Genomic DNA, 14289 nt, shown 5'->3' with positions numbered 1-14289 from the left:
GGCGTCAGCGCTGCCAGTTGTCGGCGAGCTTGTTCAACAGCCGGGCGAGTTCGCCGCGCTCCTCGTCGGTGAATGAGGTGAGCGCGGTCGTCAGCATTTCGCGACGCTCACCGCGCATGCCGCGGGCGAGGCGGCGGCCTTCGTCGGTCAGTGCGATACGCGTGCGCCGCGCATCGTCGGGGTCGGCCTCGCGACGCACATAGCCGCGCTCGACACCTTGCTGGACGAGCCGTGACGCTCGCGGCTGATCGACGCCGATCGCGGCACCGAGGTCGCTCACGCTGAGGGGAGTCGCCGCCGCGGCCAGCGCCTCCAGCATCCGCATGCGGGCAGGACCACCGAGGCGCCCGGACGGGTCGGCCATCCACGGCGGCATGCCCGGATGGCCGCGGTGGTGATCGAAGTGGTCGTGCACGTCGTCGCCGTGAGTCCCCTGCGGTCCGCCGTGCCGACCGTGGGGACCGCCTCTCCCGCCGTGCCCCCGATCGCCCGGACGACGTCCTCGTAGGCGGGACAGCGCCTGCGCGATGGCTTCGGCCGGATCCGATTCCGCGGGTTCGTTCTTGTCGGTGGTCACCCTCCGATTTTACATGCGACTTGACATGCATCGTTACTGCATGTCACACTACATGTACATGCACTGTGACATACACATGCACCCCGACAATGAAGGACTTTCCATGAACACCTCTGAATCACAGAACCCTGAAAACACCAGCCGCCCCTTCGGCTACTGGCTGAAGGCCGCCGATCGCCTCATGGCGGCCGAGTTCGCCACCGCCTTCGACCGCGAGCACGCGAACCGCCGCGACTGGCGGATGCTCAATACGGTCGACGGCACCGTCGCCCCGGATCGCCCACTCAAGGCGCACAAGCTGCGCGACCTGATCGAGCGCGGCTGGATCGCCGCCGACGGCGAGGACTGGACGCTCACCGACGAGGGCCGCGCGGCGAAGGATCGCCTCGGCACCATCGTCGACGAGATCCGCGCGAAGGTCGCCGATGCCGTATCCCCCGAGGACATGGCCACCACCCTCGCGTCGCTGGAGAAGATCGCGCGCGCGCTCGGCTGGGACGAGGAGACCCCTCTGCCCCGCGGACGTCGGCACGGCTTCGGCGGCCCCCGGCATGGTCGCGGAGCTCGGCACGGCTTCGGACGCCCGTTCCGCCGGGGCTTCGGCCCGGGTATGGACGCCGAGTACGGATGCCGTCACGACGACGGCCACGGCGAACGGCACACCCACGCGCAGAGCCACGGCCACAGCCACGGACACGGCCACGGCCACGCCCACACGCACGGACACGGCCACGGACACCCCCGCGCCGGACGGATGGCGCAGCACGCGTTCGAACGCGGCTTCGAGGCGGGCTTCACCCGCGGTCGCGACGCCTGACGCTCCGGCCACCATCGACGAGACGCCTCATCCGACAGCGGGTGAGGCGTCTCGTGCGCCTGGGGTCGACGTCAGAGGTCGGCGTCTGGGGCCGGCGTCAGAGGTCGAGGAGCGCCACCGCGGACTCCGCCGCGCCGGCACCACGGAGGCGAGCGCGGATCGCGGCGGCCGCAAGCGCGTAGGGGCGCTCATCGTCCATCAGCAGCGAGCGCGCATTGGCCTCCTCGTTCAGAGCGACCAGTTCGAACGCGAGAACCTCCGCGTCGGCATTGATCTCCCCCACGGCGACCGCGTGGCGGATCTGAGCTTCGATGTAGCCGTACCAGTCGACCAGTGCCGCACGCACCGCATCACGCACGGGCCCGGACTTCGAGTCGACGTCGGCCGCCGTGGCAGCGAAGAAGCACCCGCCGGTGAAGACCCGATCCCTCGAGTACGCGAGGGAGTTGCACAGCAGCGCGGCGAGGCGGTGGACACCCCGCGGATGCTCCCGGGCGGGCTCGACGATCTGCGCGGTGAAGATCTCCCGCGCGGCCTCGACCGTGGCGAGCTGCAGGCCCTCCTTGCTTCGGAAGAGCGTGGCGATGCTGCTCTTGCTCGACCCGGAGGCTTCGGCGAGCCGGCCGATGGTCAGCCCGTCCAGCCCCTCGACGGAGGCGAGGTCGGTCGCGCTGTCCAGCACGATGCGGCGCGAGGCATCACCACGCGCTCGCCGTCCGTCCTGCACCGCATGAATCGACATCCCCCTAGTATACGAACGATCGTTCGCCTAGTATACGTATGATCGTTCGTATTGTTGGGCGAAGGAGTCCCCATGCCGTCCCTCCCCGCACTGCTCACCCGCAGCATCCACGCCGCCGCCCGCGTCTCACCCGCGCTCGCGGGCGACCTCGCCTACCGCCTCTTCTTCACCACCTCCCCGCGGATGCCGGTGCGCGAGGCCGATGCCCCGACACTCGACGACGCGCGCCGCGGGACCCTGCACGTGCGAGGCATCGAGGTGTCCACCTACGAGTGGGGCGGCGGCCCTCACGCGGTGCTGCTCCTGCACGGATGGCGCGGCCGAGCCTCACAGTTCGCCCCGCTCGTGCGCGAACTGGTCGCGGAGGGGTTCCGCGTGGTCGCGTTCGACGCACCCGCGCACGGCGCCTCCGGCGCCGGTCGCACCGATGTGCGTGACTGGGTCGACGCCGCCGAACAGCTGCACGCCGCGCACGGACCCTTCGCCGCAATCGTCGGGCACTCGTTCGGCGCCTTCGCCGCGTTGACCGTGGCCCGGTCGACCGTGCCGACCGGCGCCGTCGCCGCGATCGCCGGTGCGGCCGGCCCCGACGCCTTCCTCGCGGAGTTCGCGAGAGAGCTCCGCCTCGATCCCGCGACGACCGGGAGGCTCACGGAGCGATTCCATCGGCGGCTCGGTCTGGACCGGGCCACGGTCTCGGCGCGCTACGACGCCGCGCGGCATCCGCTTCCGACGGAGACCGCGCTGCTGGTCGTGCACGATCGCGATGACCGACGGATGCCGGATTCCGACTCCCTGCGTCTGCACGAGGCCCACGGCGAGCGCTCCCGCCTGCTCCGCACCGAAGGGCTCGGTCACACCCGCGTGCTGTCGGCGGATGCGACCCTCGATGCGGTCGTCGCACTGGTGACGGGCGGACTCGAGGCCGTCGATGCGCTCGGGTCGATCGCACCGGATGAGACTCAGGCCCGTCGACGGGCTCCGCGCCGCACCACCGGAAGAACCGCGGCCGCCACGACCACGACGGCGGCAACGAGCACTGCCACGACGAAGCCGCCGGTGACGAGGACGGCGGCGATGGTGCCGAACACCGCGATCCCGAGCCCGCCTCCGAGCGCGAATCCGACTTCCTGAATCGCGCCCACCTGTCCGGCCTGGTCCTCGGTCGTCGCCTCGAACAGCGCCGTCGCGGCGAGTGTCGCACCGACGCCGAACCCGAGACCGACGAGCACGAGCGGGATCGCCACGACGGCCGGGTCGAGCGCGAGCCACCCCAGCCCCACGGCCTGCAGGACGAGCGCCAGCACCGTGAGGGAGTTCGCCGACAGCACGCGCAGCGCCAGCGGCGCCAGCACGCCCCCGATCGCGATGGCCGCGGCCTGGGGCAGCAGGGCGATGCCCGCCTCGGCCGCACTCTGCCCGCGGGTGTCCTGCAGGTGCAGACTCACCAACAGCACGGAGGCCGCCGACGCGCCGCTGCTCACGACGATGCGGATGATCGCAGGGCTGAAGCCCGGGATCCGGAAGAGTCCCATGTCGATGAGCGGATCGCGGAGCCGACGCTGCCGACGCACGAAGAAGATCAGGCTCGACGTCGCGATGAGGGCTGCGATCCCGGCCGAGAAGGGCGCGGCGAGGGCCTCGTGGAGCGCGAAGACGAGAGCGCCGAGCGCGAGGATCGAGGACAAGATGCTCGGCACGTCCCAGGAGGGCAGCAGGGCACTGCGTGAGTCCGGAACGAGCCACAGGGCCAGCACTCCGGCGATCACCGCGAGCGGAACGCTGCCCAGCATCAGCCAGCGCCATCCCGGCCCCTCGGCCAGCAGCCCACCGAGCACCGGACCGAGTGCGCTTCCCGTGCCGAACGTCGCCGTCCACAACCCGTAGGCGAGGACACGCTCGCGCGCCTGGAACTTGGCACCGATCGTCGAGACCACTCCCGCGACGACGAAGGCCTCCGCGACCCCCAGCAGAGCACGGACGACGATGAGCAGCAGGCCGCTCGTGGCCATCCCACCCACGGCGTTGAGCGCGGCGAAGGCCGCCAAGCCGATCAGGACGATGCTCTTGCGTCCGAACGCGTCACCGATCCGGGAGGCGAGGATCAGTGTCGCCGCCAGAGAGAGGGCGTACACGTCGACGAGCCAGAGTCCCTCGATATCGGTCAGTCCCAGGTCACCCCGGATCGCGGGGAGGGCGGTGGAGACACTGCTGATCGCGAGAGCGCCGATGAGGATCCCGAGCAGGAGCGGGACCATCGCGAGCCAGAGGCGGACGGATGAGCGGGACGGGACACGGATGGGGGTTGTGGTCACACCCTCAGTCTGCAAAGGTACACACAGGAGCCACAAGTACGGTCATTTCTGATACCTACGGACATTTTGGATACTGTGGAGGGCCGACAGGTGAGAGAGAAGACGGAACGGATCGTCCGCGAGTGGACCGAATCGTGCGACGCCGAAGTGTCGATCGCGGTGCTCGGGGGCGCCTGGAAGCCCAGCATCCTCACCCTCCTCGGCGAACATGAGGTACTTCGCTTCGGCGAGCTCGGACGGCTGCTGCAGGATCCGACCCCGCGCGTGCTCACGCGTCAACTGCGCGAGCTCGAGGCCGACGGCCTCATCACCCGGACCGTCTACCGCGAGGTGCCCCCGAAGGTCGAATATCGACTGAGCGAGCTGGGTGCGAGCGCCGGGCAGCTGCTGACCGAGCTCACCCGCTGGGGGACTCTCTACGCAGGACGACAGCGCACGGCGGTGGACGCATGATCACGTGTGTCGTGACGTACACGATCGATCCGAAGAAGATCGACGCCTTCGAGTCGTTCGCGCGCGCGTGGATCGAGCTCGTGGGACGCCACGGGGGTGTCCACCACGGCTACTTCCTCCCGTCCGAGGGAGCGAGCGACGAGGCCCTCGCCCTGTTCACCTTCCCCTCCTTCGCCGACTACGAGGTGTACCGGGCGAGGTTCGGGGTCGATCCGGAGTTCATCGAGGCCGACCGTATCCGGGATGAGAGCGGCTGCGTGCTGCGCTACGAGCGCACGTTCATGCGCCCCCTGCTGCCCTCCGACCTCTGACGTCCGGGCCCTGACGACCCGGGCCTCTGACGTCCGGGCTCTGACGAGGTTCAGATCCGGCGCGGGCCCGGACCGTCGTCGGCGAGCGCATCCTCGGGGTTCAGCAACCGGCAGGCCTTGAGCGACAGGCACCCGCAGCCGATGCAGCCGGTGATCTCGCGACGGAGGTGCTCGAGCTGGGTGCGACGGATGTCGAGCTGCTCACGCCACAGCCTTGCGACCCGCTGCCAGTCCCGCTGAGAGGGCGACTCATCGGCAGGCAGGCTCTGGAAGACCTCGTGCACATCGGTGAGGGGGATGCCGAGGCGTTTCGCGACCACGATCAACGAGATCCGCCGCAGCATGTGCCGCCGGTATCGGCGTTGATTCCCTGCGGTCCGGGTCGACGAGATCAGCCCCAGTTGCTCGTAGAAGTGCAGGGAGGTCGCCGGGACGCCGGTGCGCCGGACGACCTCGCCGATGGCGAGCAGATCGTCGGGTTCCAAAGACATCGCCGCCTCCTCTTGACCTCGAGTTTACTCGAGGTATTAGCGTGACGATCGGCCGCCGAGAACCGGCGCCGACGGGCGAGACCAGCGCCCGCTCCGACGCCACGAAGGGCAGCCGATGACTCAGACACCGCACCGCACGCACCCCGCCGGAAGCTGGCGCGAACTGCTCGGCAGCCGCTACGCGCCGATCGCCTCCGTGCTCGCGGGAGGCGTGCTCCTCGAGGCGAGCAACGTCTATCTCACGACGAGCCTGCTCCCCACGATCGTCGGGGACATCGGTGGCGCGGAGTTCTACGCCTGGACGATGACGACCTTCCTGCTGGCTTCCGTGGTCAGCTCGATGATGGTCAGCCGAATCCTCACGCAACGGGGTGCGGTGCAGGCCTACCTGTGGGCACTCGGCCTGTTCGGACTCGGCTCGCTGCTCTGCGCCGCGAGTCCGTGGATGTGGGCACTGCTCGGCGGTCGGGCCGTTCAGGGCCTCGGCGGCGGTCTGCTCGCCGGACTCGGCTATGCACTCATCCAGCGCACCCTCCCCGAGCGCCTCTGGGCACGGGCCGCCGCCCTCGTGTCGGCCATGTGGGGCGTCGGCAACATCGTCGGCCCGGTGGTGGGAGGCGTCTTCGCGCAGCTGGACGCCTGGCGCGTGACGTTCATCGGATTGGCCGTCGTCTCGGCACTGATCGGCATCGTCGTCGTGCGCGCCCTGCCGCAGACGACTCGGATGCGATCGAGCGAGTCCGTCCCGTGGACATCCCTCGTGCTCCTCGCCGGTGGCGTCGCCGCCGTGGGTGTCGCGAGCATCGTCCCCGCCGGCTTCGGCACGGGAGTCGCCATCGTCGTCGGTGTCGTCCTCGGTGCGTGGTTCCTTCGTCACGAGCGGCGAGGGGGCAACGGCATCCTGCCGCGCGTCACGTTCGCCGCGGGGTCCTCACTCGGATGGGTGTACATCACCGTCGCCGTCCTGGCCTTCGCGATCGGCACCGAGGCGTTCATCCCACTGTTCGGGCAGGAGATCGGCGGGCTGATGCCCTTCGTCGCCGGCCTGCTCGGCGCCGCGCTCTCGCTCGGGTGGTCGGTCACGCAGGTGTTCACGGCCAACGCCACCGGCGTCCGCTCCCGTCGCCTGCTCATCACCATCGGCCCGGTGACGGTCGCCGCCGGCCTCACCGGCTATGGACTCCTCCAGCACGAGGGCCCGTCCGCGCTCGTCATCGCGCTCTGGTTCGCCACTCTCTTCCTCGCCGGTGCCGGCATCGGCCTGGGATTCCCCCATCTGACCGTCGCCGCGCTCGGCAGCACGCCCGGCGAGGAGGAAGGTGCCAAGGCAGCCGCAGCCGTGAACACGGTCTTCATCATCGCGAGCGCGTTCAGTGCGGCGATGGCCGGAGTGCTCGTCAACCTCGCGATGCCCGACGTCGTCGACGCGGCCCGACTCCTGATGCTGGTCTTCGCCGGAGTCACTCTTCTCGGCGCATTCGTCGCCAGAGGGGCGAGCTGGGGCATCGGCGAAGACACCGACACCAACACCAACACCAACACCAACACCAACACCAACACCAACACCAACACCAACGAATTGGAAACGCCATGATCCCCTTCGGACCCCAGCTCATCGGCCAGACGGAGAAGGCGCTGAGCGCGCTCCTGCAGACCGTCCTCACCCCTCACGACCTCAGCGAACGCGAGTGGGTCTCGCTGAGGCTCACCGCACAGTTCGACGGCGCCGGGGAGCTCGACGCCTTCCTGGCCGATCGTCTCCCCACCACGGAGGTCGGACCGATCCTCACGGACCTGCGCCACCGTGGACTCCTCGCCGGCTCCGCGCTCACCCCGACAGGCGAGGCACGGGTCGCCGAGATCGGCCGGGAGATCGCAGACCTGACGGGGCCCCTGTGGGCGGACCTCGACCCGCACGAGACCGACGCCGCGGCCGCGGTCCTGAACCGCGTCCTCGACAAGGCACGCCTCCTGCTCCTGCGGGGCGCCACGGCGGGCTGAGCCCTTCGGGACACCCGGAGCCGGAGCCGGAGTCGGAGCGGTTCGGCATCGGACGTAGGCTGGATCGGTGGCGGAATCCCGGGGAAGAGTATGGACCGGCGTCCTCCGCGTCGAACCGCACCGCGGTGATCACCGAGTGGCGCTCCGCGCGGCGATCAGCGTGGCGGCGCCGTTGCTCGTGCTGTGGATGCTGGGCCGCCTCGACCTGAGCATCTACGCGAGCTTCGGCGCCTTCGCCGCGCTGTACGGGCGCCATGACGTGTTCCGCGATCGCATCCGGATGCAGGCGAGCGCCGGGGGCATCATCCTCGCCTCGATGCTCGTCGGCACCGCCCTGTCGGTTCTCGCCGTCGCCGCCCCGGTCAGCATCCTCGTCGTCGCCGTCATCGCCTCCGCCGTCACCCTGCTCGCCTACACGATGCGGTGGCACCCGCCGGGGCCGCTGTTCCCGGTGTTCGCGGTCGGGGCGTGCGCGACCATCCCGGCCACCATCGCCTCGTTCGGCGATGTGCTGTTGGTCGGCGGACCGAGCGTCCTGTTCGGACTCTCGATCACCGCGCTCATCGGCGTCTTCACGCGCCGCACGGACGACGTGCCGCCGAAGACCCTGCAGCCCGTGGGACCGATCGCCCGAGAGATGGCTTTGTCGGTCGGCGTCGCCATCATCGGGGCAGGTTTCGCCGGACTGCTGATCATGGACTCGCACTGGTACTGGGCGGCCGTCGGCGCGGTCGCCGCCGTCAGCGGGCCGCAACTCAACGCCCGCGTGATCCGCGGTATCCAACGTCTGCTCGGGACGTTGCTCGGCGTGCTCGTCGCGGCCGGGATCCTCGTCTTCGACCTGCCGCCGCTCGCGGTCATCGCCCTCGTGGTGCTGCTGCAGGCCGCCGCCGAACTCTTCGTCGGACGCAACTACGGCATCGCGATGGTGTTCATCACACCGCTCGCGCTGCTCATGGTGCACCTCGCCGCCCCGACGCCCGTCGACGTGCTCCTGCAGGATCGCGCGATCGAGACGATCATCGGGGTGACCGTCGGCACGCTCGTCGCCGTCGCTTCGGCCGCGTTGCGCCGGCGACCGCGGAAGACGCGGGTCTGAGCGACCTCAGAGCCGCAGGGCGACGGCGAGCGACACCGCACTGTCGCTGCTCGCCCAGGGGAAGCTCACGGTGTTGAGCAGGAACACCACGAGCCCGATCGCGGCGATCAGGAGCACGAACAGGAAGACGAAGATCGCCACGGTGAGGCCGCCGTAACCACCGGAGGTCGGAACCTCCGGCGCGACCGACGGCTGTGCCCAGTCGTCGGCGACCGCGGCGGGAGGCTCACCATCGAGGATCGCGGGAGTCGGGCGCGGGCGGTCCGAGCGACGGCGCGTCTCGGGCGGAGGCGGCGGGATCACCGCGTCCGCCGGCGGGATCGCTGTGGACGAGGGCGGGGCCAGCAGACCGTCCGGGATCGGGATCTCGGGCGGGGGCGGCGGGATCACCGCATCCGCGGGCGGAATCAGCGGCTCCTCGGGAACCCCGCCCTCCTCAGGCTCGATCGGTTCTTCCGGGGTGGTGCCGCTGATGTCGCTCATCTCAGCCTCCGACTGCTCCGACGTCGGTCACGCCGACGTCCGTTCGATGGAAGTTCTGGAACGACCGGGAGGCCGTCGGTCCGCGCTGCCCCTGGTAGCGGTTGCCGTAGGGGCCGGACCCGTAGGGGCTTTCCGCAGGTGAGGTCAGCCGGAAGAAGCAGAGCTGCCCGATCTTCATCCCCGGCCACAGCTTGATCGGCAGGGTCGCGACGTTCGCGAGCTCCAGCGTCACGTGACCGGTGAACCCCGGGTCGATGAAACCGGCCGTCGAGTGCGTGATGAGCCCGAGGCGCCCGAGCGAAGACTTGCCCTCGAGACGGGCGGCGATGTCATCCGGGAGGGTGACCTGCTCGAACGTCGCGCCGAGTGCGAACTCGCCGGGGTGCAGGATGAACGGCTCCTCGGGATCGACCTCGATCAGACGCGTGAGCTCCGGCTGATCGACCGACGGGTCGATGAACGGGTACTTGTGGTTGTCGAACAGCCGGAAGTAGCGGTCCAGACGCACGTCGATGCTCGACGGCTGGATCATCCCCTCTTCGCGCGGCTCGAGGCCGACGCGGCCGGATGCGAGTTCTGCTCTGATGTCGCGATCGCTGAGAAGCACGGCACCAGCCTAGTTGCCAGGCCGCGACCCTGCCGCGTTGCTTTTGCCATCGGGCGGCGTGCAGGTAGGCTGGCCTTCACCTGCTCCTCGGATGCGGGTACGGGGCTGTAGTTCAATGGTAGAACTTCTGCTTCCCAAGCAGACAGCGCGGGTTCGATTCCCGTCAGCCCCTCCACTTGTGACTTCCAGAGCGACTCCGGACGTCGAACCCTCGACCGCTACGGCAGGTCAGCGAGATCGATGTCGTCGTCCTCGTCGCGCTCCTGATCTTCCTCATCCTCGGGAACGACTCGATCGTCGTCGGTCGAGGGGATGTCCGGGTCGATGCCTTCGGCCTCGACTTCGCGCTCCTCGTCCGGGTACATCTGCGGGTCTGACATCGCAGTCTCCAATCGCATCGGCGGTGACGCCAGTCTTGCTCTCGCAGGCCGTCGCCGACTCCCCGTTGACACGCGGCCTGGCGAGGCGCGACAATCCGCCTCGCCAGGCCGTGCTCAGGCGGTGGCGAGCGGCGGCCGGTGCGGGATCGCCACCGGCCTGCGGTCGCGCGCAGGGGCGTGGAAGCGCTGGACGTCTTCCAGCACGTCGGCCGCCGACATGTACGAGGTGGCGAGCGGAAGGTCTCGCAGCCACAGCACGTCCACCTCGACCGCATCCAACTGGTACACGCACGCGACGGTGCGCCGGGAATCGTTCGACTCGTAGCGGTGGTCGAGGATCAACCACTCGGTCTCGGTGATCTTGCGGAGCTCGAATCGGGGATCGGGCATCGTAAACATCGCAACACTCCAATCAATCAGCCAAAGGCGGTGACCGAGAGGAACGCACGACCCTGCGACCAGGGATCGGAACCCTGCCCGATGGGTCGACGGGCGCCCTTCAGCCCGCCGGAATTCACCCTCATTTTAGGATCCGCCGGGCTGGTCCTCAAGCGCGGACGACCGGGTCGAACCTGCGGACCGGATGGGTCGCGGCGACCAGCGCGCGCAGCTCTTCCAGCTCGATGTCCACGCCCTCCAGAGCCCGCCACTGCACGAGCACGTTCCCGAGCGTGGTCGCCTCGACGGGGCCGGCCAGCACGGGGAGGCCGGCACGGTCGGCCGTCGCCTGGCACAGAAGCGCGTTGAGTGATCCGCCCCCCACGAGATGGATCACGTCGACCTCTCGCCCCGACAGTGTGGACGCCGTCCGAACCGTCTCGGCGAACGCCGCGGCGATGCTCTCCACAATGCTGCGCGCGAACACTGCACGACTCGCGGGGACAGCCGCCCCCGCCTCTCGGATCAGCGCGGCGATGCGAGACGGCATGTCACCGGGCGCGCTGAGGGACGGGGCGTTCGCATCGAAGAGCGGCACCTCCTGCGAGACCGCGGACGCCCCCACGAGCAGCTCCGACAGGTCTACCGAGGCACCATCCTCCGCCTCCCACGCGCGCACGCTCTCGCTCAGCAGCCACAGGCCGGTGACGTTGTGCAGGAAGCGGTATCGACCGTCGACGCCGCGCTCGTGAGTGAAGTTCGCCTTGCGCGCGGCCTCCGTCAGCACGGGCTCGGTCAGCTCCAGACCGACGAGGCCCCACGTGCCGCACGAGATGTAAGCGGCGGACGGCGAGCTCAGAGGGACCGCGACCACGGCAGAGGCGGTGTCGTGTGAGCCGACCGCGATCACGGGGAGGGTCCTGCCGATCCGCTCGGCGAGTTCCGGGCGGAGCGATCCGATCAGCGCGCCGGGGTCGAGAAGCGGAGGCAGGACGCGGGTCGGGATGCCGATGCGCGTTGCGAGGTCGACGTCCCACTCGCCGTCACCCATTCTGAGCAGCCCGGTCGTCGAGGCGTTCGTGCGCTCGGCGGCGCGAACACCTGTGAGCAGGAACGCGATCAGGTCGGGGATGAGGAGCGCCGTGTCGGCATCCGCGACCCTCTCGTCGATCCGGTACTGGTAGAGCGTGTTGAAGGGCAGGAACTGCAGTCCGTTGCGTGTGTAGAGCTCGGAGAACGGGACGACCCCGTGCACCTCGCCGACGCCGCGCGCGGTGCGCTCATCGCGGTAGTGGAAGGGCTCGGCGAGAAGCTCCCCGCCCGCGATCAGGCCGTAGTCCACAGCCCACGAGTCGATGCCGATGCTCTCGATCGCCGGCTCACGTCGCACGGCCTCCGCCAACCCCTCGAGCACGTTCTCGTAAAGGGCGCCGAAATCCCAGTGCAGCCCGTCGGCGCGCTCGACGGGTCCGTGGGGGAACCGCGAGACGAGCTCGAGGTCGAGCCTGCCGTCGCCGACGCGACCGATCATGACCCGGCCGCTGGTCGCACCGAGATCGACGGCCGCGACGGCGCGCACGCTCATCGCAGGAACGCCGCGGCGACGCCGGAGTCGACGGGGATGTGCAGACCCGTGGTGCGACTGAGCTCCGGGCCGGTGAGCACGTAGACCGCGTCCGCGACGTTCTCGGGGACGACCTCGCGCTTGAGGATCGTGCGGTTCGCATAGAACTGGCCGAGGTCCTCTTCGGCGACGCCGTAGGTCGCGGCGCGATTCGCGCCCCACCCGGAGGCGAAGATGCCCGAACCACGCACGACGCCGTCGGGGTTGATCCCGTTCACACGGATCCCGTACTCGCCGAGCTCGACCGCGAGCAGGCGGACCTGATGGGCCTGGTCGGCCTTCGTGGCGGAGTAGGCGATGTTGTTCGGGCCGGCGAAGACCGAGTTCTTCGACGAGATGTAAACGATGTCGCCACCGAGCTTCTGATCGATGAGCACGCGCGCGGCGGCCTTCGACACAAGGAAAGAACCCTTCGCCATGACATCGTGCTGCAGATCCCAGTCCTTCTCGGTCGTCTCCAGCAGAGGTTTCGAGAGCGATAGTCCGGCGTTGTTGACGACGAGGTCGACGCCGCCGAACGCGAGCACCGCATCGTTCAGCGCAGCCTGGATCGCGTCGGCGTCGGCGACGTTCGCGGCGACGCCGATCGCGACATCGGTGCTCCCGAGCTCGGCCGCGGCAGCCTGGGCCTTGGCGAGGTCGAGGTCGGCGATGACGACACACGCACCTTCAGCCGCGAGGCGGGTGGCGATGGCCTTGCCGATCCCGGAGGCGGCGCCGGTGACGAAGGCGATGCGGCCCTGATGTGACTTCGGCTTCGGCATCCGCTGCAGCTTGGCCTCTTCCAGCGCCCAGTACTCGATACGGAACTTCTCGGCATCCGAGATCGGAGAGTAGGTCGACAGCGCCTCGGCACCGCGCATGACGTTGATCGCGTTCACGTAGAACTCGCCGGCGACACGAGCGGTCTGCTTGTTCGCGCCGTACGAGAACATGCCCACACCGGGGACGAGCACGATGAGCGGATCGGCACCGCGGATCGCCGGAGAATCGGCCGTCGCGTGCGCGTCGTAATACGCCTGGTAGTCGGCGCGGTACTCCGCGTGAAGCACATGCAGACGGGCGATCTGCTCCTCGACGGACGCCGTGATCGGCAGGTCGAGGAGGAGCGGCTTGACCTTGGTGCGCAGGAAGTGATCGGGGCAGCTCGTGCCCAGCGCGGCGAGGGACGGCGCCTTCTCGGAGGCGAGGAACTCGAGCACCTCCGGGGCATCGGTGAAGTGGCCCACCATCGGACGGTCCGTCGAGGCGATCCCACGGATCGTCCCGGCGAGCGCGGCGGCGCGTTCACGACGCTCTCCCTCGGGCAGAGGCTCGAAACCGGAGCGGACCCCGCCGAACGGATCGGCCTCGCCGTTCTCCGCGATGTACGAGGCGGCGGTGTCGATGATCCACAGCGAGTTCACCTCGGCCTCGTCGGAGGTGTCGCCCCACGCCGTGATGCCGTGCCCGCCGAGGATGCATCCGATCGCCTGCGGGTTCGCCGCCTTGATCTCGGCGATGTCGAGGCCGAGCTGGAAGCCGGGGCGACGCCAGGGCACCCAGACGACCTTCTCCCCGAAGATCGTCCGGGTCAGCGCTTCACCGTCGGCGGCCGTCGCGATCGCGATGCCGGAGTCGGGGTGCAGATGGTCCACGTGCGCGGCGTCGACGAGGCCGTGCATGGCGGTGTCGATCGAGGGAGCGGCTCCGCCCTTGCCGTGCAGGCAGTAGTCGAATGCGGCCACCATCTCGTCTTCACGATCGACGCCCGGGTACACGTCGACGAGCGCACGCATCCGGTCCAGGCGCAGCACCGCGAGGCCGTTCTCGGTGAGCGTGCCCAGGTCACCGCCTGAGCCCTTCACCCACAGCAGTTCGACGGGCTGCCCGGTCACGGGATCGATCCCGTTGCCCTTCGCGGACGTGTTGCCGCCGGCATAGTTCGTGTTCTTCGGATCGGCGCCGAGGCGGTTGCTCCGCGCGAGGAGTTCGGAGGCGGTCGGATTCGTCATGTGAGTCGTTCCTTGGG

Annotated in this window: 16 protein-coding genes, 1 tRNA gene and 1 pseudogene; 8 read left to right on the top strand and 10 right to left on the bottom strand. The window is 69.4% G+C overall.

What is annotated here, in order from left to right:
* Nucleotides 1-4: 4 nt before the first annotated feature.
* On the bottom strand, nucleotides 5-577 hold the full coding sequence (locus LVJ59_RS17170) for a MarR family winged helix-turn-helix transcriptional regulator (protein WP_232763927.1): 573 nt from the start codon (nucleotides 575-577) through the stop codon (nucleotides 5-7).
* Between the two features lie 103 nt (nucleotides 578-680).
* Between LVJ59_RS17170 and LVJ59_RS17165 the strand changes: the two genes are divergently transcribed.
* Complete coding sequence (locus LVJ59_RS17165) at nucleotides 681-1394, top strand: hypothetical protein (protein WP_232763926.1); 714 nt, start codon at nucleotides 681-683, stop codon at nucleotides 1392-1394.
* A gap of 97 nt (nucleotides 1395-1491) precedes the next feature.
* On the opposite strand, the gene LVJ59_RS17160 is transcribed toward LVJ59_RS17165, so the two are convergent.
* Nucleotides 1492-2136, bottom strand: coding sequence for a TetR/AcrR family transcriptional regulator (locus LVJ59_RS17160; RefSeq protein ID WP_232763925.1), 645 nt, complete (start codon nucleotides 2134-2136; stop codon nucleotides 1492-1494).
* Nucleotides 2137-2208: 72 nt separating this feature from the next.
* Between LVJ59_RS17160 and LVJ59_RS17155 the strand changes: the two genes are divergently transcribed.
* Entirely contained in the window at nucleotides 2209-3270 is a 1062-nt protein-coding gene (locus LVJ59_RS17155) for an alpha/beta fold hydrolase (protein ID WP_232763924.1), read from the top strand.
* Between the two features lie 23 nt (nucleotides 3271-3293).
* Here LVJ59_RS17155 and LVJ59_RS17150 read toward each other — a convergent pair.
* Nucleotides 3294-4394 (bottom strand): annotated as a pseudogene (locus LVJ59_RS17150) (MFS transporter); the annotation flags it as partial.
* A 147-nt stretch (nucleotides 4395-4541) separates the two neighbouring features.
* Here LVJ59_RS17150 and LVJ59_RS17145 point away from each other — a divergent pair.
* Both LVJ59_RS17145 and LVJ59_RS17140 read left to right on the top strand, forming a co-directional pair.
* Nucleotides 4542-4904, top strand: a complete 363-nt coding sequence (locus tag LVJ59_RS17145) for a helix-turn-helix domain-containing protein (protein WP_232763923.1) — start codon at nucleotides 4542-4544, stop codon at nucleotides 4902-4904.
* Complete coding sequence (locus LVJ59_RS17140; RefSeq protein ID WP_047524237.1) at nucleotides 4901-5215, top strand: NIPSNAP family protein; 315 nt, start codon at nucleotides 4901-4903, stop codon at nucleotides 5213-5215. Before LVJ59_RS17145 ends, LVJ59_RS17140 begins: the two co-directional genes overlap by 4 nt.
* Nucleotides 5216-5265: 50 nt before the next feature.
* On the opposite strand, the gene soxR is transcribed toward LVJ59_RS17140, so the two are convergent.
* Nucleotides 5266-5706, bottom strand: coding sequence for a redox-sensitive transcriptional activator SoxR (gene soxR / locus LVJ59_RS17135; protein WP_047524236.1), 441 nt, complete (start codon nucleotides 5704-5706; stop codon nucleotides 5266-5268).
* Between the two features lie 115 nt (nucleotides 5707-5821).
* Between soxR and LVJ59_RS17130 the strand changes: the two genes are divergently transcribed.
* The 3 genes from LVJ59_RS17130 to LVJ59_RS18140 all read left to right on the top strand — a co-directional run bounded on the left by LVJ59_RS17130 (nucleotide 5822) and on the right by LVJ59_RS18140 (nucleotide 8806).
* Entirely contained in the window at nucleotides 5822-7300 is a 1479-nt protein-coding gene (locus LVJ59_RS17130) for an MFS transporter (RefSeq protein WP_232763922.1), read from the top strand.
* The gene (locus tag LVJ59_RS17125; protein ID WP_232763921.1) at nucleotides 7297-7707 is read left to right on the top strand and encodes a hypothetical protein; all 411 of its coding nucleotides are present in this window, start codon (nucleotides 7297-7299) and stop codon (nucleotides 7705-7707) included. The genes LVJ59_RS17130 and LVJ59_RS17125 overlap by 4 nt, the downstream gene beginning before the upstream one ends.
* 67 nt (nucleotides 7708-7774) lie before the next feature.
* Nucleotides 7775-8806, top strand: coding sequence for an FUSC family protein (locus LVJ59_RS18140; RefSeq protein WP_232763920.1), 1032 nt, complete (start codon nucleotides 7775-7777; stop codon nucleotides 8804-8806).
* A 6-nt stretch (nucleotides 8807-8812) separates the two neighbouring features.
* On the opposite strand, the gene LVJ59_RS17115 is transcribed toward LVJ59_RS18140, so the two are convergent.
* Both LVJ59_RS17115 and dcd read right to left on the bottom strand, forming a co-directional pair.
* The gene (locus LVJ59_RS17115; RefSeq protein ID WP_232763919.1) at nucleotides 8813-9289 is read right to left on the bottom strand and encodes a hypothetical protein; all 477 of its coding nucleotides are present in this window, start codon (nucleotides 9287-9289) and stop codon (nucleotides 8813-8815) included.
* A gap of 1 nt (nucleotide 9290) precedes the next feature.
* On the bottom strand, nucleotides 9291-9896 hold the full coding sequence (dcd, locus tag LVJ59_RS17110; RefSeq protein ID WP_047524231.1) for a dCTP deaminase: 606 nt from the start codon (nucleotides 9894-9896) through the stop codon (nucleotides 9291-9293).
* Nucleotides 9897-9997: 101 nt separating this feature from the next.
* Between dcd and LVJ59_RS17105 the strand changes: the two genes are divergently transcribed.
* A tRNA-Gly gene (locus LVJ59_RS17105) sits at nucleotides 9998-10071 on the top strand.
* Between the two features lie 43 nt (nucleotides 10072-10114).
* Here LVJ59_RS17105 and LVJ59_RS17100 read toward each other — a convergent pair.
* From LVJ59_RS17100 to LVJ59_RS17085, 4 genes are all read right to left on the bottom strand, one after another.
* On the bottom strand, nucleotides 10115-10276 hold the full coding sequence (locus tag LVJ59_RS17100) for a hypothetical protein (RefSeq protein ID WP_153243117.1): 162 nt from the start codon (nucleotides 10274-10276) through the stop codon (nucleotides 10115-10117).
* Nucleotides 10277-10390: 114 nt separating this feature from the next.
* Nucleotides 10391-10666: a hypothetical protein gene (locus tag LVJ59_RS17095; protein ID WP_227991843.1), complete on the bottom strand. Its 276-nt coding sequence runs from the start codon at nucleotides 10664-10666 to the stop codon at nucleotides 10391-10393.
* Nucleotides 10667-10823: 157 nt separating this feature from the next.
* On the bottom strand, nucleotides 10824-12239 hold the full coding sequence (locus LVJ59_RS17090) for a rhamnulokinase family protein (RefSeq protein WP_232763918.1): 1416 nt from the start codon (nucleotides 12237-12239) through the stop codon (nucleotides 10824-10826).
* A complete protein-coding gene (locus tag LVJ59_RS17085; RefSeq protein ID WP_232763917.1) occupies nucleotides 12236-14272 on the bottom strand; it encodes a bifunctional aldolase/short-chain dehydrogenase in 2037 nt (678 codons plus the stop codon). Before LVJ59_RS17085 ends, LVJ59_RS17090 begins: the two co-directional genes overlap by 4 nt.
* Between the last annotated feature and the right edge of the window lie 17 nt (nucleotides 14273-14289).

The organism is Microbacterium sp. KKR3/1, assembly GCF_021272365.1.
Taxonomy (GTDB): domain Bacteria; phylum Actinomycetota; class Actinomycetes; order Actinomycetales; family Microbacteriaceae; genus Microbacterium; species Microbacterium aurugineum.
The sequence above is the reverse complement of the archived record's forward strand: the minus strand, read 5'-3'. Positions and strand labels throughout refer to the sequence as shown.